This is a genomic window from Rubrivivax gelatinosus IL144 (genome assembly GCF_000284255.1).
GTDB lineage: Bacteria > Pseudomonadota > Gammaproteobacteria > Burkholderiales > Burkholderiaceae_C > Rubrivivax > Rubrivivax gelatinosus_A.
This window is the reverse complement of the sequence record NC_017075.1, coordinates 610429-631439: the sequence shown is the minus strand read 5'-3', so window position 1 is coordinate 631439 and position 21011 is coordinate 610429. Positions and strand designations below refer to the sequence as shown.

The 21011-nt window shown below is 73.6% G+C and carries 20 protein-coding genes; 8 read left to right on the top strand and 12 right to left on the bottom strand.

Features of this window, described 5'->3' with window-relative positions; all coding sequences use genetic code 11:
* Positions 1-13: 13 nt before the first annotated feature.
* From RGE_RS02985 to RGE_RS02975, 3 genes are all read right to left on the bottom strand, one after another.
* The gene (locus tag RGE_RS02985; protein ID WP_014426825.1) at positions 14-343 is read right to left on the bottom strand and encodes a hypothetical protein; all 330 of its coding nucleotides are present in this window, start codon (positions 341-343) and stop codon (positions 14-16) included.
* Positions 340-1404 carry a ChuX/HutX family heme-like substrate-binding protein gene (locus RGE_RS02980; protein WP_014426824.1) on the bottom strand — a complete coding sequence of 355 codons (1065 nt, stop codon included), beginning with the start codon at positions 1402-1404 and terminating at the stop codon, positions 340-342. The genes RGE_RS02985 and RGE_RS02980 overlap by 4 nt, the downstream gene beginning before the upstream one ends.
* Positions 1405-1478: 74 nt before the next feature.
* Positions 1479-1682, bottom strand: a complete 204-nt coding sequence (locus RGE_RS02975) for a hemin uptake protein HemP (protein WP_014426823.1) — start codon at positions 1680-1682, stop codon at positions 1479-1481.
* A gap of 187 nt (positions 1683-1869) precedes the next feature.
* On the opposite strand from RGE_RS02975, the gene RGE_RS02970 reads away from it, so the two are divergent.
* On the top strand, positions 1870-2511 hold the full coding sequence (locus RGE_RS02970) for an exopolysaccharide biosynthesis protein (protein WP_014426822.1): 642 nt from the start codon (positions 1870-1872) through the stop codon (positions 2509-2511).
* A 1-nt stretch (position 2512) separates the two neighbouring features.
* On the opposite strand, the gene RGE_RS02965 is transcribed toward RGE_RS02970, so the two are convergent.
* Entirely contained in the window at positions 2513-4204 is a 1692-nt protein-coding gene (locus RGE_RS02965) for an AMP-binding protein (protein WP_014426821.1), read from the bottom strand.
* A 166-nt stretch (positions 4205-4370) separates the two neighbouring features.
* On the opposite strand from RGE_RS02965, the gene RGE_RS02960 reads away from it, so the two are divergent.
* The 3 genes from RGE_RS02960 (at position 4371) to RGE_RS02950 (ending at position 5463) form a co-directional block, all read left to right on the top strand.
* On the top strand, positions 4371-4853 hold the full coding sequence (locus RGE_RS02960; protein WP_014426820.1) for an HAD domain-containing protein: 483 nt from the start codon (positions 4371-4373) through the stop codon (positions 4851-4853).
* Positions 4854-4918: 65 nt separating this feature from the next.
* Positions 4919-5218, top strand: coding sequence for a hypothetical protein (locus tag RGE_RS02955; protein ID WP_148280109.1), 300 nt, complete (start codon positions 4919-4921; stop codon positions 5216-5218).
* 5 nt (positions 5219-5223) lie between these two features.
* The gene (locus RGE_RS02950; protein ID WP_014426818.1) at positions 5224-5463 is read left to right on the top strand and encodes a SlyX family protein; all 240 of its coding nucleotides are present in this window, start codon (positions 5224-5226) and stop codon (positions 5461-5463) included.
* Between the two features lie 258 nt (positions 5464-5721).
* Here RGE_RS02950 and RGE_RS02945 read toward each other — a convergent pair whose 3' ends face one another.
* The 6 genes from RGE_RS02945 to RGE_RS02920 form a co-directional block, all read right to left on the bottom strand.
* Positions 5722-7866 (bottom strand): TonB-dependent siderophore receptor, encoded by a 2145-nt coding sequence (locus RGE_RS02945; protein ID WP_014426817.1) that lies wholly within the window; start codon positions 7864-7866, stop codon positions 5722-5724.
* 119 nt (positions 7867-7985) lie between these two features.
* Positions 7986-9764: an ABC transporter ATP-binding protein gene (locus RGE_RS02940; RefSeq protein WP_014426816.1), complete on the bottom strand. Its 1779-nt coding sequence runs from the start codon at positions 9762-9764 to the stop codon at positions 7986-7988.
* Positions 9761-11542 (bottom strand): ABC transporter ATP-binding protein, encoded by a 1782-nt coding sequence (locus tag RGE_RS02935; RefSeq protein WP_014426815.1) that lies wholly within the window; start codon positions 11540-11542, stop codon positions 9761-9763. Before RGE_RS02935 ends, RGE_RS02940 begins: the two co-directional genes overlap by 4 nt.
* Positions 11539-12777: an MFS transporter gene (locus RGE_RS02930; protein WP_014426814.1), complete on the bottom strand. Its 1239-nt coding sequence runs from the start codon at positions 12775-12777 to the stop codon at positions 11539-11541. Before RGE_RS02930 ends, RGE_RS02935 begins: the two co-directional genes overlap by 4 nt.
* On the bottom strand, positions 12777-14885 hold the full coding sequence (locus RGE_RS02925) for a TonB-dependent receptor (RefSeq protein WP_052310963.1): 2109 nt from the start codon (positions 14883-14885) through the stop codon (positions 12777-12779). The genes RGE_RS02930 and RGE_RS02925 overlap by 1 nt, the downstream gene beginning before the upstream one ends.
* A gap of 55 nt (positions 14886-14940) precedes the next feature.
* Positions 14941-15750: a class I SAM-dependent methyltransferase gene (locus RGE_RS02920; RefSeq protein ID WP_014426812.1), complete on the bottom strand. Its 810-nt coding sequence runs from the start codon at positions 15748-15750 to the stop codon at positions 14941-14943.
* Between the two features lie 102 nt (positions 15751-15852).
* Between RGE_RS02920 and RGE_RS02915 the strand changes: the two genes are divergently transcribed.
* Complete coding sequence (locus tag RGE_RS02915; RefSeq protein WP_014426811.1) at positions 15853-16791, top strand: helix-turn-helix transcriptional regulator; 939 nt, start codon at positions 15853-15855, stop codon at positions 16789-16791.
* Here the strand turns inward: RGE_RS02915 and RGE_RS02910 are convergent, their stop codons facing one another.
* Together RGE_RS02910 and RGE_RS02905 are read right to left on the bottom strand one after the other, a co-directional pair.
* Entirely contained in the window at positions 16792-17283 is a 492-nt protein-coding gene (locus RGE_RS02910) for an Lcl C-terminal domain-containing protein (protein ID WP_014426810.1), read from the bottom strand.
* Complete coding sequence (locus RGE_RS02905) at positions 17283-18794, bottom strand: alkaline phosphatase (RefSeq protein ID WP_014426809.1); 1512 nt, start codon at positions 18792-18794, stop codon at positions 17283-17285. The genes RGE_RS02910 and RGE_RS02905 overlap by 1 nt, the downstream gene beginning before the upstream one ends.
* A gap of 129 nt (positions 18795-18923) precedes the next feature.
* Here RGE_RS02905 and RGE_RS02900 point away from each other — a divergent pair, with 129 nt between their 5' ends.
* The 3 genes from RGE_RS02900 to RGE_RS02890 all read left to right on the top strand — a co-directional run bounded on the left by RGE_RS02900 (position 18924) and on the right by RGE_RS02890 (position 21008).
* On the top strand, positions 18924-19304 hold the full coding sequence (locus tag RGE_RS02900; RefSeq protein WP_014426808.1) for a Fur family transcriptional regulator: 381 nt from the start codon (positions 18924-18926) through the stop codon (positions 19302-19304).
* A 100-nt stretch (positions 19305-19404) separates the two neighbouring features.
* Complete coding sequence (aztA, locus tag RGE_RS02895; RefSeq protein ID WP_014426807.1) at positions 19405-20145, top strand: zinc ABC transporter ATP-binding protein AztA; 741 nt, start codon at positions 19405-19407, stop codon at positions 20143-20145.
* A 35-nt stretch (positions 20146-20180) separates the two neighbouring features.
* Complete coding sequence (locus RGE_RS02890; protein ID WP_052311041.1) at positions 20181-21008, top strand: metal ABC transporter permease; 828 nt, start codon at positions 20181-20183, stop codon at positions 21006-21008.
* Positions 21009-21011 lie beyond the last annotated feature (3 nt).

The window sequence follows — 21011 nt, the reverse complement described above, 5'->3', positions numbered from 1 at the left end:
GCGGGAAAGCGGTTCAGGTGCCGAAGGCCGGCCGCACGCGGGCCTCGGCGCGCCAGGCGCCGCCGCCCAGCGCGCGGCGCAGCGCGACCAGCTGCTCGGCCTGGCGGCGGTTCTCGCGCACCAGTTCGAGCCGGGTGCGCAGATCGGGCGTCTCGACGTGCAGCAGGCGCAGCTCGTCGCGCAGCTGGGCGATCTCGGTGTCGCGGCGGATCAGCAGCGCACGCAGCCGCATCGCGTCGGCTTCGGCGGCGTCGGCGCGGCGCTGCAGTTCGTGGAAGACGGCGCCGGCTTCGGCGCGGGCCAGCGCCAGCACGACGGCGGCCTTGGGCTTGGCGTCGCTCATGCGTCCACCTCCGCGTCGAGCTGGGCGACGAGGCGGCGCCAACCGCAGCGCTCGCGCGTGGCCGTGGCTTCTTCGCCGAGGCGCGCGATCGGCGCGCCGGCGGCGTCGAGCAGCAGCAGCGTCTGGCGCCAGCCGCCGGGCGACGGGCAGCCGAGCAGCCAGGCTTCGGCGACCGCGTCTTCGCGCAGATGCAGGCGCACGCCGCCGCCGTCGGCCTGGGTCCAGCCGCGGGCCTGGCGCACCTGGCGCCAGTCGCCGCCGCAGTCGCCGGCGCCCGGCACCTGCACCGACAGCGGCAGGCCCTGCTGCGCCGCGGCGGCCAGCAGTTCATGGGCGCTGGTCGGCGCGACACGGCGCGCGAAGTCGGGGCCGGCGAGCCGGCAGGCGGCGCCCGGCGCGAGCGCGAAACGGGCGAGCAGCGTGTCGAAGCCGTCGGCGCCGCGCATCGTCGCCCAGGCGCGGCGCAGCGCCGCGGCGTCGGCGCTCTCCAGCGGCGCACGGGCGGCGCGCACGCGGCGCGCGGCCAGCGGGCGCGGCGCCGGCTCGAAGCAGGCGTAGCTCTCGACGAGGTCGAACCAGGCGGCGACGCCGGCGGCGTCCAGCGGCGTCAGCTCGGCGAGCGCGTCGCCGGCGGCGTCGAAGAACTGCAGGCTGCGCGCCAGCGCGCCCTCGGGCGTGCGCTGTTCGAGCGCGAACGCGTGCGCCCAGTGTTCGGGCGCCCGGGCCGGGCCCAGGCGCTCGACGCGGCAGGCGCGGTGGCCGGCCACCGAACGCGTGGCGCCGAAGCGCTGCAAGGCCTCGGCGATCTGGCGCCGGCGCGGCCGCAACCGGCGCGCCGCCAGCGGTGACTCGGCGCGGTCGAAGCAGCCGGCGTGCGCGGCGACGAGTTCGGCTTCGCGCACGCCCAGCACCGCGGCGGCGTCGCTGCGCTGCAGCGCGGCGGCGGCCGCCGGCGCGTCGCCGAAGACACGCAGCCACTGGCGCAGCGCCGGCGCACGCACGCCGGGCGGCGGCAGCTTCAGGCCCTGGAGAAGACGGGAGACGGCGGTCGGGTGGTGCACGGAACGCTCCTGCGGGAGGGGGCGCACGTGCTGGCGGACGAGGCTGGCTGGTGCTGTGGACGAGGGAACGGGGACTACTTGGTCAGGATCAGCTTGCCCATCGAGGTGATGCGCATGCGGTAGACCGCGTCGCCGTGTTCGATCTCGATCTCCTCGGCGGCGCCGAAAAGGTCGGCGCTGCGCCAGCGCGGGCGGCGCGGCGCGGCGGCCGGCGTCGCGCGCCGGGCCGGTGTCTCGGCGCCGGGGCGCTGCGGCTCGCGGGGATCGGGTTGCAGCATCGTCGTGTCATCGGTTGCGAAGGAATGTCACTCTAATGCGAACCATTCTCATTCACAAGCCCGCGAGCGCAGAAATGGTGTGCACGCCACGTTCTCGGCGCCTGGAAGTCCCTTCGGCGCGAGCGCCAGGGCGGTGTCGACACGGTCAGCCGTTACAACAACGCCTCCCGCCGACTGCCCTGCCCCGATGCCCCGTTCGAACGCCGACGACGCTCCCCACCGCCTGCCGCTCTCGGCGATGCTGGAGCAGCTCGCCCACGACGAATCGCGCGAGCGCATCGCCGTCGGCGACCTGCTGGCCGCGCTCGGCGACCGCGCGCTGGCCGCGCTGCTCTTCGTCTTCGCTTTCCCGAACGTGCTGCCGATGCCGCCGGGCACCTCGGCGATCCTGGGCGCGCCGCTGGTCTTTCTCGCCGCTCAGCTGGCTTTCGGCCTGAAGCCCTGGCTGCCGAAAGTCATCGCCTCGCGCTCGATGGCGCGCGCCGACTTCGCCCAGCTGATCGTGCGTGTCGCGCCGTGGCTGGCGCGCGCCGAGCGCCTGCTCAAGCCGCGCTGGAGCGCGCTGGCGGCGCCGCCGATGGAGTACCTGATCGGCCTGCTGTGCCTGCTGCTGTCGGTGATCGTGCTGCTGCCGGTGCCGCTGGGCAACATGCTGCCGGCGCTGGCGGTCAGCCTGTTCGCGCTCGGCGTGCTCGAGCGCGACGGCGTCTGGGTGATCGCCGGCGCCGCGGTCTCGGTCGTCGCCGCCGTCGTCGTCTCGGGCGTCGTCTGGGCGATGGTCAAGGGCGCCGTCTACTTCGCGACCCAGGTGCTGGGCCTGGGCGGCTGACTCAGGCGGACTCTTCGGCCTTCGGCGCCGGCTTGGGCGTGTCGCGCAGTTCGCGGCGCAGGATCTTGCCGATGTTGGTGCGCGGCAGCGGCTGGTCGCGGAACTCGATGTGGCGCGGCATCTTGTAGCCGGTCAGGTGCTGGCGGCAGTGCGCCAGCAGCTCGCGTTCGGTCAGCTCGGGGTCGTGACGCACGACGACCACCTTGACGGCCTCGCCCGAACGGTCGTCGGGCACGCCCACCGCGCCGGCTTCCTGCACCCCGGGGTGCATCGCCAGCACGTCCTCGACCTCGTTCGGGAAGACCTTGAAGCCCGAGACGACGATCATGTCCTTCTTGCGGTCGGTGATGCGGATGTTGCCTTCCTCATCCATCGTGCCCATGTCGCCGGTGCGCAGCCAGCCGTCGGCGGTCAGCACCTCGGCCGTCTCCTCGGGGCGCTGCCAGTAGCCGCGCATGATCTGCGGGCCGCGCAAGCGGATCTCGCCGACGCTGCCGGTCGGCTGCACGCGGCCTTCGTCGTCGGCGATGACGACCTCGGTGCTGGGGATCGGCACGCCGATCGTGCCGCTCCACTCGTGCACGTCGACCGGGTTGGCGATCGCCACCGGCGAGGCCTCGGTCAGGCCGTAGCCTTCGACCAGCGGCACCTTGGCGCGCTCGCGCCAGCGCTGGGCGACGATGTGCTGCACCGCCATGCCGCCGGCCACCGCGAGCTTCAGCCCGCTCAGGTCGACCTTGGCGAAGCCCGGTGCGTCGAGCAGCGCGCGGTACAGCGTGTTGACGCCGACGATGCCGGAGAACGGCACCGCCTGCAGCGTCTTCAGCATGTCGCCCATGTCGCGCGGGTTGGCGATCAGCACCAGCTTCGCGCCCTTGCGCAGGAAGACGAAGGACGCCATCAGCGCGAACACGTGGTACATCGGCAGCGGCAGCACGACGGTCTCGCGGCCGTCCTGCAGGTCGCGCGCGAGCCAGGCCGAGACCTGCAGCACGTTGGCCAGCACGTTGCCCTGGGTCAGCATCGCGCCCTTGGCGACGCCGGTGGTGCCGCCGGTGTACTGCAGGAAGGCGAGGTCGTCGTGGCCCAGCGTCACCGGCGACAGCGGCCGGCGGCGGCCGGCGGCCAGCGCCTGGTTGAAGCTCACCGCGCCCGGCAGATGCCAGGCCGGCACCAGCTTCTTCACGTGGCGCACGACGGCGTTGACGAGAGGGCCCTTGAAGCCGAGCAGGTCGCCGACGCCGGTGGTGACGATGGCGCGCAGCCGCGTCGCCGCGACCACCTGCTCCAGCTTGGCGGCGAAGTTCTCCAGCACGACGATGGCCGCGGCGCCCGAGTCCTGCAGCTGGTGCTCCAGCTCGCGCGGCGTGTACAGCGGGTTGACGTTGACGACCACCAGCCCCGCACGCAGCACGCCCAGCAGCGCCACCGGGTACTGCATCAGGTTGGGCATCATCAGCGCGACACGTTCGCCGCGCGCCAGGCCGGCGTCGTGCTGCAGCCAGGCGGCGAACGCGAGGCTCGCCTCGTCGAGCTGGCGGTAGGTCATCGACCGCCCCATCGACCACAGCGCGGGCAGGTCGGCGAAACGGGAGCAGGCGTCGGCCATCGCGTCGACCAGCGACGCATGGCAGTCGACGTCGATCTCCGACGGGATGCCGTCGGGATAGTGGGCGAGCCAGGGCTTGAACATGAGGCCGGCGATGGTCTCACAGCGCGTGCGCGCGTGGCGCGGGCGGCGTCGCCGGCTCCTGACCGAAGTCAAAACGCCGCACCGCATCGGGGCATCCCCTGTCATGCTGCGTTCACGGCACTGCCATCTGGCAGGCCCAGCATCGAGGGTCCTGGAGGCGCGCCCGATGCTGATCTTCGTGAACACCGAATGCCTGACGAGCCTGGCCGACGCCGACGACGGCCAAGGCGGCCTGCCGGGCTTCGAAGCCGTGCTGCAGGCCTGGCCGCAGCTGCGCGTGGTGCTGGCCGACGAGCGCCGGCACTGGACGACGATCGACCGCCTGCGCGCGCCGTTCAGCGCGCCGCTGCACGGCCGCATCCTCGGCACGACGCCGATCTACGGTGCGCTGGCGCAGTCGCGCCCGGGGCGCGAGGACGAGATCCTCGACTGGCTGCGCCAGGCCGACGCCGAGGACGCCGACTGGCTGGCCATCGACGACCGCGCCGAGGAGTTCCACACCCACGCCCAGCGGCTGCTGGCCTGCCGCCGCTTCGGCGCCGCCGAGGCCGCGGAGCTGCACGGCCGGCTGCACCGCCGCGCGCTGCGCCGCGAGGCCGTCGTGCGTTCGATCCTGCCGCTGCGCCCGGGCATGCCGCTCGGCGTCTGATGTCCCGGGCGGTGGCGTCGCCGCCGCGGCGCGCGGACAATGCGCGCCTTCACGAGGACATGGGCATGGACCAAGAATTCCTGGACGGCATCGCCGAGCAGTTCGCCGACATTCCGATGGACGAGCTGATCAGCGGCCCGCTGATCGCCAACTGCGAGCCGGCGCTGAAGGCCGCGCTCGCGCAGGCGCGCTACATCCGCTTCGCCGGCTTCGCGCTCGACACCGACGGCGGCCTGCCGCAGGTGAAGTTCGAGTGGCAGCGCGCCGACGCCGCGGCGCCCGAGATCCTGCAGGTGGCGCTGCCCGGCACCACCGCCGAAGACCTGAACGAGACCATCGCCCGCGAAGGCGGCGGCGGTCTCTGAGCCGCATGGCCACGACGAGCCGGGCCCGGGCCGAGGAGGCGCGTGTCGAGCGCCGCCTGGAAGACCTCGAGATCAAGCTCGCCTTCACCGAGGACCTGCTGGAGAAGCTCGACGCCGTCGTCGTGCGCCAGCAGCAGCAGATCGACCTGCTGACCAAGGAACTGGTCGAACTGAAGCGCCAGGGCGCGTCGGCCGAGCCGGCGACCTGGCGCAGCCTGCGGGAAGAACTCCCGCCGCATTACTAGGAGGCCGCGCGGCAGAAGCCGCGCCGCCTCCTAGCCTGCGGCTTTACGCACGGCTCCCCCGAGCCCCCTCCAGGAGGGTGCTCCCGCTCGTTCGACGGCTCCCTCCAGCCTCCCTCCACGAGGGAGGCTCCGGTCAGTCCGACGAGCGGTTCTCCGCCACTCGGGCCGCGCCGAGCAGCGCCATGCGCCGCCAGTTCAGCGCCATCGCCGTGGGGATCGGTTCTGCAGCGCAGACTCCTGGCAGGCCGCCCTTGCCCGCTACCAGCGGTACGAGGCCGTCATGACGAACTCGCGCTTGGTGCCGTACCAGCAGTCGCCGCGGTTCAGGCAGGCGGCGAAGTAGGTCTTGTCTGCGAGGTTGGTGACGTTCAGCGCGAAAGCCCAGCGCTGGATGTCCCAGCCGAGCATCGCGTCCATCACCGTCACCGGCGCGGTGCGCAGCGTGTCGTAGCCGTCCCAGGCCGGGCCGATGTGGCGCACGCCGAAGCCGGCGCGCACACGCGGCAGGCCGTAGGCGTCGAGCCGGTGCACCGCCCACAGCGAGCCGGTGTTCTCCGGCACGTTGGCCAGGCGCGCGCCGGTCTCGGTGTCTTCGCTGCGCGTGCGCGTCCAGGAGGCGATCAGCTGCCAGGCGGCGAGGTCGGCACGCAGCTCGAGCTCGGCACCACGCACCTCGACGTCGCCGAGCTGGCGCGTCGTGCCCGGCGTGTCGCCGTCCTCGACGCGGCCGCTCTCCTTGAGCCGGTAGACCGCGGCGCTGGCGGTCAGCGGCAGCGTCGCCGGCTGCCACTTCAGCCCGGCCTCGACCTGCTTGCCGCGCAGCGGCTGAAAGGCCGAGCCGGTCTCGCTGGCGCCCTGCGGTTCGAAGGACTCGGAGTAGCTGACATAGGGCGAGATGCCGCCGTCGGCGAGGTAGACCGCGCCGACGCTGCGGCTGGTGGCGTTGACCTTCAGGTCCTCGCTGCCTTCGGCCAGCGTCGTCGTGCGGTCGTGGCGCAGGCTGCCGGTCAGCACCCAGCGTGCGCCGATCTTCATCTGGTCCTGCAGCACGACGCCCCACTGGTCGGTGCCGCTGGAGCCGGTGTAGCTGGGGTCGGTGTTGGCCCGCGTCAGCGTCGGCGGCGTCCACTGGCCGTAGGTCGGCGTGTAGACGTCCAGCGCGCTGGCCGCGCCGGTCCAGTACAGCCGGCTGGCGCGCTGGCGCATCGCGTCGATGCCGGCCAGCAGCGTGTGCTGCACGCCGCCGGTCTGGAACTTGCCGGTGACGAAGAGGTCGGCGTTGGTGATGCCGCCCGAGTCGTCGCTGGCGTACCAGGTGCGGTTCAGCGAGCGGCCGTCGGCGAGAAAGCCTTCCCAGTAGTTGGCGTAGAGGCTGCGGTGGCGGCCTTCGACGACGTCGCGGCGCAGGCGCTGGGTCAACGTCCAGTCGTCGGTCAGGCGCTGCTCAAGCTCCCAGCCGAAGCGCCAGCGGTGGCCGCCGTAAGTGTCCCAGCCGGGTTCGCTGACGAAACGCTCGACCGGGATCTTGCCGTTCGGGCCGTCGTAGAGCGTGCCTTCCAGCGGAAAGAAGCCTTCGGTGCTGCCGCTCTCGTCCTTCTGGTACTGGGCGTAGACCCACAGCCGGGTGTCGGGCGTGAGCTTCCAGGCGATGGACGGCGCGAACAGCGTGCGCTCGACGTCGGCGTACTCGACCTGGGTGCCGCTGTCGCGGTGCAGCGCGAGCAGGCGCCAGGCCAGGCGGCCGTCGTCGCCGAACACGCCGTTGAGGTCGGCGGCGACCTGCTTGTGGTCGTGGTTGCCCAACTGCACCGAGACCTCGTTGCCGGCGTCGGGCTGCGGACGCTTGCTGACCAGGTTGACGACACCGCCGGGGCCGTTCTGGCCGGCCATCACCGAGGCCGGGCCGCGCAGCACCTCGACACGCTCGAAGGCGTAAGGCTCGTCGCGCACGACGCCGTACCAGTTGGTCAGCGGGCGGCGCAGGCCGTCGAGCAGCGTCGAGCCCTGGCTGCCGCCGCGCAGCGAGAACCAGTCGCCGCGGTTGTCCAGGCCGTAGACGTCGGCGTTGACGCCGGGCGTGTAGCGCAGCACCGCCTGCATGGTCTGCGCGTTCTGGTCGCGGATCTGCTCGGCGCTGATGACGCTGATCGACTGCGGAATCTCGTTGAGCGGCGTGTCGGTGCGTGTCGCCGTGGCGCTGCGGCGGGCGGTGTAGCCCGAGACCGGCGAAGTGGCGGTCTCGGCGCGGCCGGTGGCCTTGATCGCCGGCAGCGTGGCCGATTCAGGCTCGGAGGCGGCGGCGGCCGCGGGTTCGGCGGTCTGGGCCTGGGCCTGCAGCGCCAGCAGGGCGGCTGCGGCGAGCAGGGCCAGGCGCGGGGAGCGGGAAGCGAAGGTCGTGGGCATCGGTTCGGACGGTCTCGCCTCGATCAGGCGGCCGCGAACTGTAATGCGACTGCGTCGCATTTACGATCTGGAGCCATGACAGCGTGTACCTTGTCGCGCCGCCGCGACAGCGTCCGGGCTCAGACCGCGCCGACGTGCCAGGCCTTGGCCTGTTGCTGCGCCTGCCACATCGCGGCGTAACGACCGGGCTGCGCCAGCAGTTCCTCGTGCCGCCCCTGCTGCACCAGCCGGCCTTCGTCGAGCACCAGGATGCGGTCGGCCGCGGCGATGGTCGACAGCCGGTGGGCGATGACGATGACGCTGCGCTCGCGCACCAGATGGTCGATGGCGCGCTGCACCGCGAGCTCGCTCTCGGTGTCCAGCGCCGCGGTCGGCTCGTCGAGCACGACGATCGGCGCGTCCTTCAGCAGCGCGCGCGCGATCGAGATGCGCTGGCGCTCGCCGCCGGACAGGCGCGCGCCGATCTCGCCCAGCCGCGTCTGCCAGCCCTGCGGCAGGCGCTCGATGAAGTCCAGGCACTGCGCCGCGCGCGCCGCGGCGCGCACGTCCTCGTCGCCGGCCTCGGGCCGCGCCATGCGGATGTTGGCGAGCACGGTGTCGTCGAACAGGTAGACGTCCTGGAACACCACCGAGACCTGCGCGTTCAGCGTCTCGGCGGGAATGGCGCGCAGGTCCACGCCGCCCATCAGGATGCGGCCCTGCTGCGGGTCGGCGTGGCGCAGCAGCAGCCGCAGCAGCGTCGACTTGCCCGAGCCCGAGGGGCCGACGACGGCCGTCATGCTGCGCTCGGGCAGCACGACGTCGACGCGGCGCAGCACCGGCGTGCCGTCCGGATAGGCGAAGCCCACACCCTCCAGCCGCAGCTCGTGGCCCTCGGGCCGCCGCTCCGGCTGCTGCTGCGGCAGCGGCTGCACCGCCATCAGCGCGTCGATGCGCTCCAGCGCGGCCTCGATCAGCTCGAAGATCGCGGTGTAGGCGACGAAGTCCGACAACGGCCCGGCGAAACGCACGACCAGCACCAGCGTCGCGGCCAGCAGCGCCAGGTCCAGCGTGCCCGCAGCCACCCACGCGGCGCCCGCCGCGGCGATCGCCAGCAGGCCCAGCTCGACGACGCTGGCGATGAGCACGTTGGGCTTGCTGCCCTTGCGCTGGCCCAGGGTCTGCAGCCGTTCGAGCTCGGCGAAGCCGGCGCACAGCGCCGTCGCCCGTTCGCCGTCGCAGCAGGCGGCGCGCAGCGCGGGCAGACCCTGCATGTATTCCAGCGTGTCGGCGGCGCTGCGCGCGTGCGCGGCGCCCAGCGCGCGCATGCCGCGGCCGAAGGCCGGCCGGCGCCAGCGGTACAGCGGCACGATCGCCGGGAACACCAGCAGCAGCGCCAGCGCCAGCCGCCAGTCGAAGGCGAAGACCGCCAGCGCCGCGGCCAGCGGCGTGACCAGCGCGACGGCGACCAGGTTGACGATGGTCAGCGTGTAGTTCAGGTTCTCGTCGACGTTGCCCAGCAGCATCGCGTGGACCTCGCCGCTGCGCCGGTCCTGCAGCTGCAGCAGCGGCATGCGGCGCAGCTGCTCGCCCAGCCGGGTGCGCAGCTCGTGCGTCGTCAGCGCCATGCGGCCGTCGTAGTCGAAACCCTGGGCACGCCAGCGCAGCGCCGTCGACGCCAGCCCCAGCGCCGCCATCGCACCCAGCCAGCCCCAGGCGGCGCGCGCGTCGCCCAGCGTCAGCAGCGCCTGCAGCAGCGGGTAGGCGCAGGCCAGCGCCAGCCCCTGCAGCGCAGCGGCGGCCACCAGCCCGGCAAGGCTGGCGCGCAGCGCCGGCGCCTGCGCCCCGGCGCTGCGCAGCAGCTGGCGGTAGGTGTCGATCCAGGGCGTGGGCCGCAGCCCGGCGTGTGCGGAACTCATCGTGCGCCCTCCCCGGCTGCGTGGCCGGCGCGCAGCGCCCAGTGCTGGGCGCGCTCGTGGTGCTGCCACAGCCGGGCGTAGAGCCCGGCGCGCGGCAGCAGTTCGTCGTGACGGCCGGCCTCGACGAGGCGGCCGCGCTCGAAGACCAGGATCTGGTCGGCATCGCGGATCGTCGCCAGCCGGTGCGCGACCATGATGACCGTGCGCCCGCGCATCAGCGCCGACAGCGCCTGCACGATCGCCGCCTCGTTCTCCGGGTCGGCGAAGGCCGTGGCCTCGTCGAGCACCAGGATCGGCCGGTCCTGCAGGATGGCGCGCGCGATCGTCAGCCGCTGGCGCTGGCCGCCGGACAGGAAGACGCCGCGTTCGCCGACCGGCGTGTCGTAGCCCTGCGGCAGCGCGGCGACGAAGTCGTGCGCCTGCGCCGCGCGCGCGGCCGCCTGCACCTGGTCGAGCGTGGCCTCGGGCCGGCCCAGGCGGATGTTGTCGGCGACGCTGCCGGCGAACAGGAAGGCGTCCTGGAAGACGAAGGCCACCTGGGCCATCAGCGCCTGCGGCGTCATCTCGCGCACGTCGACGCCGCCGACACACACCGCGCCGCGCTGCACGTCCCAGAAGCGCGGGATCAGCCGCGCCACCGTCGTCTTGCCGGCTCCCGACGGGCCGACGAGCGCCGTCACGCTGCCCGGCGCGACACGAAAGCTCACCGCCTCCAGCGCCGCTGCCGAGGCCGTGTCGTACGCGAAGCACACGCCGTCGAACTCAACGCTGGCGTCCTGCGGCACCCGGCCCGTGGCCGGCAGCGGCAGCGGCGCCAGCGCCAGCACCTGGTGGATGCGGTCGACGCTGAGCCTGGCCTTGTCGACCAGGTGCATCAGCGACATCAGCGGCATCAGCGCCTCGGCCATGCCGGTGCCCAGCAGCAGCAGCGCCAGCCAGCGCTCGAAGGCCAGGTCCGGCCACAGCCACAGCCCGAGCGCGAACAGCGCCAGCAGCGTCGGCAGCGGCCCCAGCACGGCCAGCGCGAAACGCGCGCTGAAGCCGGCGGCGCGGTACCAGTCGGTCAGCATCGCCAGGTAGGCGGCCAGCGCCCGCTCGTAGCGGCCGAAGGTGCTGCGCCCGGTGTCGAAGCTGCGCACCACCGGCATCGCCTGCACGAACTCGACGACCGCGGCGCCGACCTGCTCGCGCGCGGCGTGATAGCGGCGCGACATCTCGCCGCGCCCGCGCATCGCCAGCGACATCACCGCGACGCCGAAGGCCAGCACCGCCAGCGCGCCCAGCGCCAGGCGCCAGTCCAGCAGCAGCAGCGCCAGCAGCGTCGCCACCGGCGCGACGTAGGCACGCGCATACAGCGGCGTGCTGTCGGCGACGAAAACGTGCAGCGCCTTGACGTCGTCCTGCACCACCTTGGCCAGCGCGCTCGGGCCCAGGCGCTGCACCTCGCCCAGCGGCAGCCGCGCGACGTGCTCGGCCAGCCGCGTGCGCAGCAGCGTCTCCAGGCGGAACGCGGCGTAGTGCGAGCGGTTGAAGGCGTGCAACCGCAGCACGTAGGCACCGACGGTGCAGACGGCAGCCGCCAGCAGCGGGCCGGCGGGCCAGTGGCCGGGCGCGTGCAGCAGCGCCTGCACGGCCAGCGCCAGCGCCGCCAGCGCCGCCATGCCCAGCAGCACGCAGGCCGCGGCGACGGCCATCGCGGCGTGGATTCGCCCGCGCACCGGGTCCATGATCGCCCACGCGGCGCGCGCGCCGGTGGCGGTTTCGGGGCTCTCGTTCATCGGGTCGCGGCCCGCGCGGCGGGCTCCTGGGGGCCGGCAAGGCCGGCGTTGGTCGTCAGCGCCAGCGGCACGGCCGCCAGCGCGGCCAGCACCGCCAGCGCGAGCACCGTGCCGTAGCCCAGCACGCCGGCCAGCGCCGTCGCGCCGCCGGTGACCACGGTGGCGAAGCCCAGGAACAGGCCGTACTGCAGCGCGTAGTCGGTGGCCGGGCGCGCCGGGTCGACGCGGTCCATCATCAGCGTGGACATCACGACCAGCGCCGGGTTGTAGAACAGGAACAGCAGCCCGGCGCCGGCCAGCGCCGCGCCGGTGCCGCTGTCGCCGCCGACCAGCGGCAGCAGCGCCAGCACGCCGGGCACCTGCAGCGCCGCGGCGACGACCAGCGCCCGGCGGCGCCCGCCGCGGCGGATCAGCCAGCCGGTGGCCAGTGCCGAGACGATGCCCAGCAGCGACCCCAGGCCGTTGACCACCCAGCCGATGCCTTCCAGCGACCAGCCGGCGTCGGCCAGCAGCGGCGTCAGCAGCGCATAGGCCATGCTGACGCCCACCGGGTACAGCGCCAGCATCGCCAGCCAGCGGGCGCCCTGCGGGCGGCGCCACAGGCCGACGACGCTGGCGCGCAGCCCGGCACGCTCGGGCGGCACACGCGGCTGCGGCGGCTCGCGCAGCGCCAGCAGCTGCACCCAGGTGACGGCGGTGCCGGCAGCCAGCAAGGCCATCGCGCCGGCCCAGCCGATGCGCTCGTAGAGCACCAGCACCGCGCCGGCCCCGAGCAGGTTGCCGAGCAGGCCGCCGGCGGCCTGGATCGCGTTGCCCAGCGCGCGGTCGGACGGCGCGAGACGGCGGCAGGCGAGCGCGTCGGCGGCCAGGTCCTGCGTCGCCGACAGCGCGCCGACGACGACGCAGCCGGCCAGCACCCGGCTGAAGTCCTGCACCGGGTCCAGCGGCGCCATCGCCAGCAGCGCGAGCACCATGCCGGCCTGGGCCAGCAGCAGCCAGCCGCGTTCATGGCCCCAGCGGCCGAAGGACAGGCGGTCGACCCAGGGCGCCCAGAGAAACTTCAGGACCCAGAACAGGCCCAGCAGGTAGATCGCGCCGAGCTGCTCCAGCGGCATGCCGGCGCGGCGGAGGATGGCCACCAGCGCGACCATGAAGAAGCCCGGTGCCAGGTACTGCGTCGTGTACAGGCTCAGCAGCAGCGCCCAGGGCGGGCGCGCGTGTTCGGCGGCGGCCATCAGAAGCGCCAGCGCGCGCCGAGGCCGAAGCGCCGCGGTTCGCCGTAGACGACGAGGTCGCCGACGTCCATCTCGCTGACGCTGCTGACGACCTGCTTGTCGCCGGCGTTGCGCACCCAGGCGTAGACGTCCCAGGCGCCGCGCTGCCAGCCGGCGCGCAGGTCGACCGCGGTCCAGGCGCCGCTGCGCCGGGTGTTGGCGGCGTCGAACCAGCGCCGGCCCTGGCCGCGCAGGTCGACGCGCGCGTAGCGCCCGTCGGCGTCGTGATACTGCAGGCCGACGGCCAGCGTGTACGACGGCGTGCGCTCGATGTTCGCGCCCTCGGCCGCGTCGCTGCCGTGCTCGTCGTAGACCGCGTGCGTGGCGCCGAGCGCGGCGTCGAGCTCCCAGCGGTCGGAGAGCACGTAATTGGCCTCCAGCTCGGCACCGTAGGAGTGGCCGCGGCCGGCGTTGGAGGTGAAGATCTGGCCGCTGCCGGCGTCGTACGAGTAGACGTGGATGTCGCGGATGTCCAGGTAGAACAGCGCCGCCGACAGCTGCAGCCGGCCCGGTGCCGAACGCAGGCCGAGCTCGTAGTTCAGCGAGGTCTGCGGCTCGAAGCGGTTCTCGGACTCGACGGCGCTGGAGGTCCAGAAGTTGTAGCCGCCGGGGATGTAGCCCTTGGCGACCGAAGCCCAGACGCTCCACTCGGGCGTGGCCTGCCAGCGCAGCGCGGCCTTGGGCAGCAGCGCGTTCCAGCGGTGCTCGGCGTCGAGCGCGTAGACCGTCGCGCCGCTGCCGCCCACCGGCCCGAGGCGGTAGTCGGAGACGAAGGCCTTGTCCACGGTCTGCGCCCGCGCGCCCAGCGTCAGCTCCCAGCGCGGGGCGAGCGCGACGACGGCCTGGCCGAAGACCGCGGCGGTGGTGGTGCGTGTCGTCGACGGATCGTCCAGGTCCAGGTCGACGCCGGGGCCGAAAGGCTCGCCCATCGCCTCGCCCGGGTACTGCATGCCGTAGCGCGTGTTGCGGTAGCGGTCGCGCTCGGCATAGACGCCGGTGACCCAGCGGGTGCCGCCGGGCGCGCCGCCGGACAGGCGCAGCTCCTGCGTCCAGGTCTCGAAGCGCGAGTACTGGAACTGCTCGAGCCCGTCGTAGAGCGCCAGCGATCCCCAGTCGCGGTCGTAGGCGCCCTGCACGCCCAGCGTCTTGTGCGTCGTCACCGCGTTCAGCTCGCGGCCGTCGCCCAGACGCCAGCGCAGGCGCAGCGCCTGGGCGTTGGTGATGGTCTTGGTGCGCGTGGCGACGTCGTAGTCGGCGTTTTCGGCGTCGTCGCGGTCGTAGGCGGCGAACGAGGTGCCGCTGGGCGCCAGGCCACCGTCGATCCAGTCGCGACGGTCGGCGTCGTGGGTCAGCGCGAGCTTGATGTCCAGGCGCTCGCTCGGCGCCCAGCCCAGCGTCAGTGCGAGGCGGCGCTCGGCGCGGTCGTTGGCGTTTTCGCTCGTGCCGCCATGGTGGTTGTCGATCCAGCCGTCGTCACCGGCGACGCGGCCGGCCAGCGCCAGCGTCAGGCCCGGCGCGGCCAGCGGCCCGGACAGCGAGAAGTCGGCGGCGCGGCCGCTCTGGTTGGCGACTTCGACCCCGGCCCGCCCCTGCCAGCGCGGGCCCGGCGCGCGCGTGACGACGTTGATCACGCCGCCGATCGAATCCTTGCCGTAGAGCGTGCCCTGCGGGCCGCGCAGCACCTCCACGCGCTCGACGCCCTCGAGCAGCGTGTCGTAGGCGTAGCGGCTCGAGTACGGCACGCCGTCGACGTAGAGCACCACCGGGTTCAGGTTGGTGAAGGTCGAGGCGTTGAGCCCGCGCAGGTTGACCTCCTCCGAGAACACGAAGGACGAGGACATGTTGGGCACCAGCCGCACGACGTCGGCGATCGAGTGCAGCCCGCGCTGCGCCAGCGCCTCGCCGTCGAGCACGGTGATGCTGGCGGGCACGTCCTGCAGCCGCTCCTCGATCTTGTTGGCGGTGACGATGATCTGTTCGGCCCGGGCCGGCACGGCGACCGCGGCGGCGATCGCGAGGGCGAGCACGGCCGGACGGGGCGCCCGCAGCGGGCGGCGTCGAAGGTTCAAGACGGACTCCTGAAACGATGAAGGGAGCGCGCGCGGCAGCGGCGCGCGGCGGCGCTCAGCCGGCGATGCGCACCTGCACGATCGTCGGCAGCAGCCGGCCCAGCCAGGGCAGCGGCGCCACCACCGGCATCAGCGCGCCGGCAAAGCCGCGCACGCGGCGATAGGGTTCCTCGCGCACCGAGGCCAGCCGCGGGCTCCAGAGGCGCAGCAGCGGCGCGATCTCGTCGCGGTTGATGCCCCAGGGCATGCGCGGCGCGCGGTAGTGCGGCGTCAGGTCCAGGCCCTGCATCGTCTTGCGCGAGAACCAGCGCGGGATGACGTCGAACATCAGCTCGCCGCCGGGGAAGGCGTCGACGATGGCGCAGAACAGGCGCCGCACCTCGGCCTCGTCGAAGTACATGAACAGGCCCTGCGCCGAAACGAAAACGCCGCGCGCGGCATCGACCTCGGCGATCCAGCGCGTGTCCAGCGCGCTCAGCGCGAGGTGGCGGCAGCGCGGCGACGGCGGCAGGAAACGCTCGCGCACCGCGATCGACTCGGGCAGGTCGACGCACAGCCAGTTCACACGGCCGTCGTCGCAGCGCTGGAACTGCGTCTCCAGGCCGCAGCCGAGCTCGACCACGGTGCCGCCGGGGTGCGCGGCCAGCCAGGGACGCAACGCCTCGTCGAACATCAGCGAGCGCATCGCGTGCGAGCCGTCGGCGCGCCGGAAGTGGGCTTCGTAGTCGTAGGCGATGCTGCGGTACAGCCGCACGGCCTCGGGGTCGCGCAGCCAGCCGTCGGGGCGGATGGCCTCGGTGGCGCGGTTGTGCAGCGTCCACAGCATGGTCTGCGGAACACCGGCTAGCTGGGCGGCCTCGGACATGGTCGGGTGCGGTGATGGCGGTAAACTTCAGATGATAGTGATTCGCATTTGCGTCGCCACCCGAATCGCATCGTCTTCCGCCCGGATCGATGCCGCCGCACCATGAGCCACGCCGCGTCCCCCCACCCCGTCGAGGTCGAGGCCTCGGACCTGCTCGAGCGCCACGAGCAGCTGGACTTCGGCCGCGGCGCCTGGTCACGGCTGTCGATCGTTGGGCTGCAGGAGGGCGTGGCCCTGCTGGGCTGGCAGGCCGGCTTCGATTCGCCCTGCGAGCTGCGGCTGCGCGACGACAGCGACGCGGTGCATTTCGGCTACGCGCTGCGCGGGCGCAGCCGCTGCCGCATCGAACACGGCCGGCGCCGCGAAGAGCACGACTTCCCCGCCGCACGCGGCCACCTGCACTACGGCCCCGACAGCCGCGGCCGCTTCCTGCAGCACGGCGAGTACTGCAGCGTCTCGGTGATGCTGCGGCCGGCGCTCTTGCGCGCCTGGGCCGGCGAAGACCGGGCACTGCAACGCGCGCTGGACGACGGCCACTGCCTGGCCCACGGCCTGCACGGGCGCGAGCTGCACGCCGTGGCGCAGTCGCTGCACCAGGCGCTGCAACCCGGCGCGCCGCCTCGCCATGCGCTGTGGCTGCAGGGCCAGGCGCTGGCCTTCGTCGGCCTGTGCCTGGAGGCGCGGCGCGACGGCGAGGCCGCGGACCTGGGCGCCGATGAACGCCGCCGCCTGCTGCAGGCGCGCGACCGGCTGCTTTCCGACCTGGCGGCGCCGCCGCTGCTGGCCGATCTGGCCGCCACGCACGGGCTGAGCGTGCTGCGGCTGCAGCGCGGCTTTCGTGCGCTCTTCGGCTGCAGCGCCTACGCGCTGTTCCAGCGCGAACGCATGCACGAGGCGCGGCGGCGGCTGCTGGCCGGCGAGGCGCGTGTCACCGACGTCGCGCTGGAGCTGGGCTACACCAACCTCAGCCATTTCGCGGCCGCGTTCCGGCGCGAGTTCGGCCTGGCGCCGGGCTGCATCGCCGGCCGGCGCCGGGCCTGATCAGCGCCGGTGGCGCACCAGCCGCAGCGCGTTGGGCAGGTTGCGGTCGTCGAGCACCTCGTCGCCGCTGCGGAAGTCCACGGCCCAGGCGTCGTAGTCGTTGCCCGGCTCGGTGTCGGCGCTCCAGAACCACAGCGGCGGTGTCGCCGGGAAGACGCGGCCGTCGATCGCCGGGTCCACGCAGTGGCCGTCGACCAGCGTGCGCAGCTCGGCGCGTGTCGGCAGCCGCCAGTCGTGGCGGCCCAACCAGCCCTCGCGCGCCAGGCGTGCGACCAGGTCCTGGGCCTGCATCGCGCTCAGCCGGCGCGCGGCACCGTCGGCGCAGTGCTCGCCGGTCTGGCCCCAGGGGCAGCGCTGCCACTGCAGGCCGTGCGCCGGGTCGTCGACCAGGGCCGGCGAGACGACGACGAAGGCCGGCGGCGGGCGCTCGCCGTCGCGGCAGATCGGCGCCGCGCCGGCGGCTGCCGCCAGCAGCAGCGCGGCGGCAAGCATCAGCGCTCCAGCGCCGCCTTCACGACGCGGAAGACGTCGGTGTTGTCGACGTAGCGGCCGTCGTCGTTGTGGCCGGTGACCTCGGCGAAACGCGGGTCGCGGCCGCGCAGATGCTCGGCGAAACGCTCCGCGCCGGCCCCGCGCGCCCACAGCCGCACCAGCTCGTTGGTGTGGTTGTCGCTCCAGAAACGCGGCGCCGGGCGCACGCCGGCGCCGCCGTTGGGCACGGCCTGGAAGGCGACGCGGTCGGACTGCGGCCCCATCGGCATCGCATTGCCGTGGTCGGTGGTGACGATCAGCAGGTTCTGCTGCCAGCCGCCGTGGGCGGCGATCCAGGCCTCGACGACGGCCAGCGCGGCGTTGAACTCGGTCTGCTCCTCGACCAGCCGGCCGGCCTGGTTGGCGTGCGCCGCCCAGTCGACGGCGCCGCCTTCGATCATCAGGAACAGGCCGTCGGGGTCGCGCTCCAGGTGGCGCAGCGCGGCGCCGGCCATCGTCGCCAGGTCGGGCACCGTGGCGATGCGGCGCACGCCGCTGGGCTGCGCCGGGTCGGCGCCCAGCACTTCCTCCTCGCGCGCCTGCTGCAGCGTCCAGCGCACGCGCGGGATGCCGAGCAGCGGGCCGTCGACACGGCGCTGGCCGGCGGCCAGGCGTTCGAACTCGGCGCGGTCCTCGACCAGCGTCCACGGCCGTTCGGCACCCGCCGGGCGCAGCGTGCCGGCGCGCAGCTCGCGCCACTCGGGCTCGGCGAGCACGTCCCAGCGTTTGGCGCAGGCCGTGCGCGCGGCGCAGTCCGCGGCCGACAGGCCGAGCACGCTGGCGCCGTTGCCGTCGTGCTCGGGATGGCCGGCGCCCATGATCAGGTCGAGGTTTCCGTCGCGCAGCATGTCACGAGCGAGCTCAGTCATGCGGCTGCGGCTGGCATTGCGCGCGCCGAAGGCCGCCGGCGTCGCGTGCGCCAGCGGCACCGAGGTGACGACGCCGGTGGCCTTGCCGGCGGCGTGCGCGATGCGCGTCGCGAAGTCCAGCGGCTGGCCGAAGTTGTCGACGTTGATCGCGTTGTTGTAGGTCTTGGTGCCCGAGGCCAGCGCGGTGCCGGCGGCGGCCGAGTCGGTGTACTGGCGCTTCAGGTACTGGTAGCCGGCGATCGCGGTGGCGTAGGCATCGCCCGGCACCGGCGCCACCGGGCTCGGGTCCCAGGCGCGCGCCGGGTCGTAGCTGACCTGCGGCGTCGCGTCGTGCGTCGGCTTGGTCGAGGTGTTCAGCGGGAAGGTCGTGACGCCCCAGCGCTCGGTCAGCAGTTGGTACTCGGGCAGGTCGTTGGCGCGGGCGCCGGAGCGGAAGTTGGCCGCCATCTCCCAGGTGTTCCAGCTGGCGCCGTCGCTGATCATCACGATGACGTTCTTCGGCTTGGCCGGTGCGGGCGCCGTCGGCGCGGCGGCGCAGGCGGACAGCGTGGCGGCGGCCAGGACGGCGATGGCAACGGCGGGCGGGAACGGCAGGCGGTTCATCGGCAGAGAGCTCGGGTTCGCGGGAGCGCGAGCCTAGCCCATGACCGCGCCGCAAGCCCTGATATTGCGACAGCAATATCATTAAGCCCACGCTCCGCTCCTCCCGCCCACGCTCCGCTCCTCCCGCCCATGGAACGCAACACCCGCCAGCGCTCCGCGATCCGCGACGCGATCGCCGAAGCCGCGCGCCCGCTGCTGCCGCAGGAGGTGCTGGAGCGCGCTCAGCGCACGGCGCCCGGCCTGGGCATCGCCACCGTCTACCGCAACCTGAAGACGCTGGTCGACGAAGGCCTGCTGCGCACCGTGACGCTGCCCGGCGAGGTGCCGCGCTACGAGAGCGCCGAGCACCGCCACCACCACCATTTCCAGTGCACGCGCTGCCAGCGTGTCTTCGACGTGCATGCCTGCCCCGGCGACCTGTCGCGCCTGGCGCCGCCGGGCTTCAGCGTCGAAGACCACGAGCTGACGCTGTACGGCTGCTGCCGCGACTGCGGCGCAGCGCCGAACTGAGACCGGAGAACACGATGCTGATGGCAGGGGCGCTGACCCGGCTGGCCGCGGCGGCACTGATCGTCGCCGTGCTGTGGGCCGCCGTCGCGTGGGCGCTTTCATGACAGCCGCCGTGCGCCTGCACGACCTGACCGTCGCCTGGCGCGGCCACCCCGCGGTGCACCACCTGAGCGGCCAGTTCGCCGCCGCCAGCGCCACCGCGATCGTCGGCCCCAACGGTGCCGGCAAGAGCAGCCTGATGGCCGTGCTCGGCGGCACGCTGCGGCGCTACCAGGGCCGTGTCGAACGCGACCCGGCGCTGCGCGTGGCCTATCTGCCGCAGGCCGGCGAGATCGACCGTTCGTTCCCGGTGCGGGTGCAGGAGTTCGTCGCGATGGGGCTGTGGCAGCGCATCGGCTGCTTCGGCGTCGTCGACGCGGCGATGCGCCGCCAGGTGCACGAGGCGCTGCACGCCGTCGGCCTCGAAGGTTTCGAGGACCGGCCGATCGGCGAGCTCTCGGTGGGCCAGATGCAGCGCGTGCTGTTCGCGCGCCTGGTGGTCCAGGACGCGTCGCTGATCCTGCTCGACGAGCCCTTCAACGCGCTGGACGAACGCACCACCACCGACCTGCTGGCGCTGCTGGAACGCTGGAAGCGCGAAGGCCGCACGCTGATCGCCGTGCTGCACGACCTGGAGCAGGTGCGCGCGCATTTCGAGCACACGCTGCTCTTGGCGCGCGAGAAGGTCGCGTGGGGACCGACGGCCGAGGTGCTGTGCGACGAGCACCTGGGCGCCGCACGCCGCATGGCCGAGGCCTGGGACGCGCACGCGCCGCGCTGCGCCGCGGAGGCCACGCCGTGATCGAGCTGCTGCAACCCTTCGTCGAGTTCGGCTTCATGCGCCGTGCGCTGGTCGCGACGCTGGCGCTGTCGCTGGGCGCGGCGCCGATCGGCTGCCTGCTGGTGCTGCGCCGCATGAGCCTGGCCGGCGACGCGCTCGCCCACGCGGTGCTGCCGGGCGCGGCGGTGGCCTACCTGATCGCCGGGCTGTCGTTTCCGGCGATGAGCGCCGGCGGCTTCGTCGCCGGGCTGATCGTCGCACTGGCCGCCGGTTTCGTCACGCGCAACACGCCGCAGCGCGAGGACGCGAGCTTCGCCGCCTTCTACCTGATCGCGCTGGCGCTGGGCGTGCTGCTGGTGTCCTGGCGCGGCAGCCAGGTCGACCTGATGCACCTGCTGTTCGGCAGCGTGCTCGCCGCCGACGACGCGGCGCTGCTGCAGACCGCCGGCGTCGCCAGCCTGACGCTGTTCGCGCTGGCGCTGGCCTGGCGGCCGCTGGTGCTGGAGAGCTGCGACCCCGGGTTCCTGCGCAGCGTCGGCGGCCCCGGCGCGACGGTGCACGCGCTGCTGCTGGTGCTGCTGGTGGCCAACCTCGTCAGCGCCTTCCAGGCCCTGGGCACGCTGATGGCCGTCGGCCTGATGATGCTGCCGGCCGCCGCGGCGCGCTTCTGGGCCGCCGGGCTGGCCGCGATGTGCAGCGTGGCCGCGGCGATCGGCGCCGCCTCGGGTGCGATCGGCCTGCTCTGGAGCTACCACGCCGAGCTGCCCTCGGGCCCCTGCATCGTGCTCGTCTGCGGCCTGGCTTATCTGGGCTCGGTGCTGTTCGGCCGCCGCGACGGCGTGCTCGTGCGCCGGGTCCAGGCCGCCCACCATCTGCAACGCTGAGAC

Excerpts from the sequence above, each read along its gene's own strand:
- RGE_RS02985 (WP_014426825.1), bottom strand. The coding sequence starts at position 343 with ATGAGCGACGCCAAGCCCAAGGCCGCCGTCGTGCTGGCGCTGGCCCGC.
- RGE_RS02975 (WP_014426823.1), bottom strand. The coding sequence starts at position 1,682 with ATGCTGCAACCCGATCCCCGCGAGCCGCAGCGCCCCGGCGCCGAGACA.
- RGE_RS02970 (WP_014426822.1), top strand. The coding sequence starts at position 1,870 with ATGCCCCGTTCGAACGCCGACGACGCTCCCCACCGCCTGCCGCTCTCG.
- RGE_RS02965 (WP_014426821.1), bottom strand. The coding sequence starts at position 4,204 with ATGTTCAAGCCCTGGCTCGCCCACTATCCCGACGGCATCCCGTCGGAG.
- RGE_RS02960 (WP_014426820.1), top strand. The coding sequence starts at position 4,371 with ATGCTGATCTTCGTGAACACCGAATGCCTGACGAGCCTGGCCGACGCC.
- RGE_RS02955 (WP_148280109.1), top strand. The coding sequence starts at position 4,919 with ATGGACCAAGAATTCCTGGACGGCATCGCCGAGCAGTTCGCCGACATT.
- RGE_RS02950 (WP_014426818.1), top strand. The coding sequence starts at position 5,224 with ATGGCCACGACGAGCCGGGCCCGGGCCGAGGAGGCGCGTGTCGAGCGC.
- RGE_RS02945 (WP_014426817.1), bottom strand. The coding sequence starts at position 7,866 with ATGCCCACGACCTTCGCTTCCCGCTCCCCGCGCCTGGCCCTGCTCGCC.
- RGE_RS02940 (WP_014426816.1), bottom strand. The coding sequence starts at position 9,764 with ATGAGTTCCGCACACGCCGGGCTGCGGCCCACGCCCTGGATCGACACC.
- RGE_RS02935 (WP_014426815.1), bottom strand. The coding sequence starts at position 11,542 with ATGAACGAGAGCCCCGAAACCGCCACCGGCGCGCGCGCCGCGTGGGCG.
- RGE_RS02930 (WP_014426814.1), bottom strand. The coding sequence starts at position 12,777 with ATGGCCGCCGCCGAACACGCGCGCCCGCCCTGGGCGCTGCTGCTGAGC.
- RGE_RS02920 (WP_014426812.1), bottom strand. The coding sequence starts at position 15,750 with ATGTCCGAGGCCGCCCAGCTAGCCGGTGTTCCGCAGACCATGCTGTGG.
- RGE_RS02915 (WP_014426811.1), top strand. The coding sequence starts at position 15,853 with ATGAGCCACGCCGCGTCCCCCCACCCCGTCGAGGTCGAGGCCTCGGAC.
- RGE_RS02910 (WP_014426810.1), bottom strand. The coding sequence starts at position 17,283 with ATGCTTGCCGCCGCGCTGCTGCTGGCGGCAGCCGCCGGCGCGGCGCCG.
- RGE_RS02905 (WP_014426809.1), bottom strand. The coding sequence starts at position 18,794 with ATGAACCGCCTGCCGTTCCCGCCCGCCGTTGCCATCGCCGTCCTGGCC.
- RGE_RS02900 (WP_014426808.1), top strand. The coding sequence starts at position 18,924 with ATGGAACGCAACACCCGCCAGCGCTCCGCGATCCGCGACGCGATCGCC.
- aztA (WP_014426807.1), top strand. The coding sequence starts at position 19,405 with ATGACAGCCGCCGTGCGCCTGCACGACCTGACCGTCGCCTGGCGCGGC.
- RGE_RS02890 (WP_052311041.1), top strand. The coding sequence starts at position 20,181 with ATGCGCCGTGCGCTGGTCGCGACGCTGGCGCTGTCGCTGGGCGCGGCG.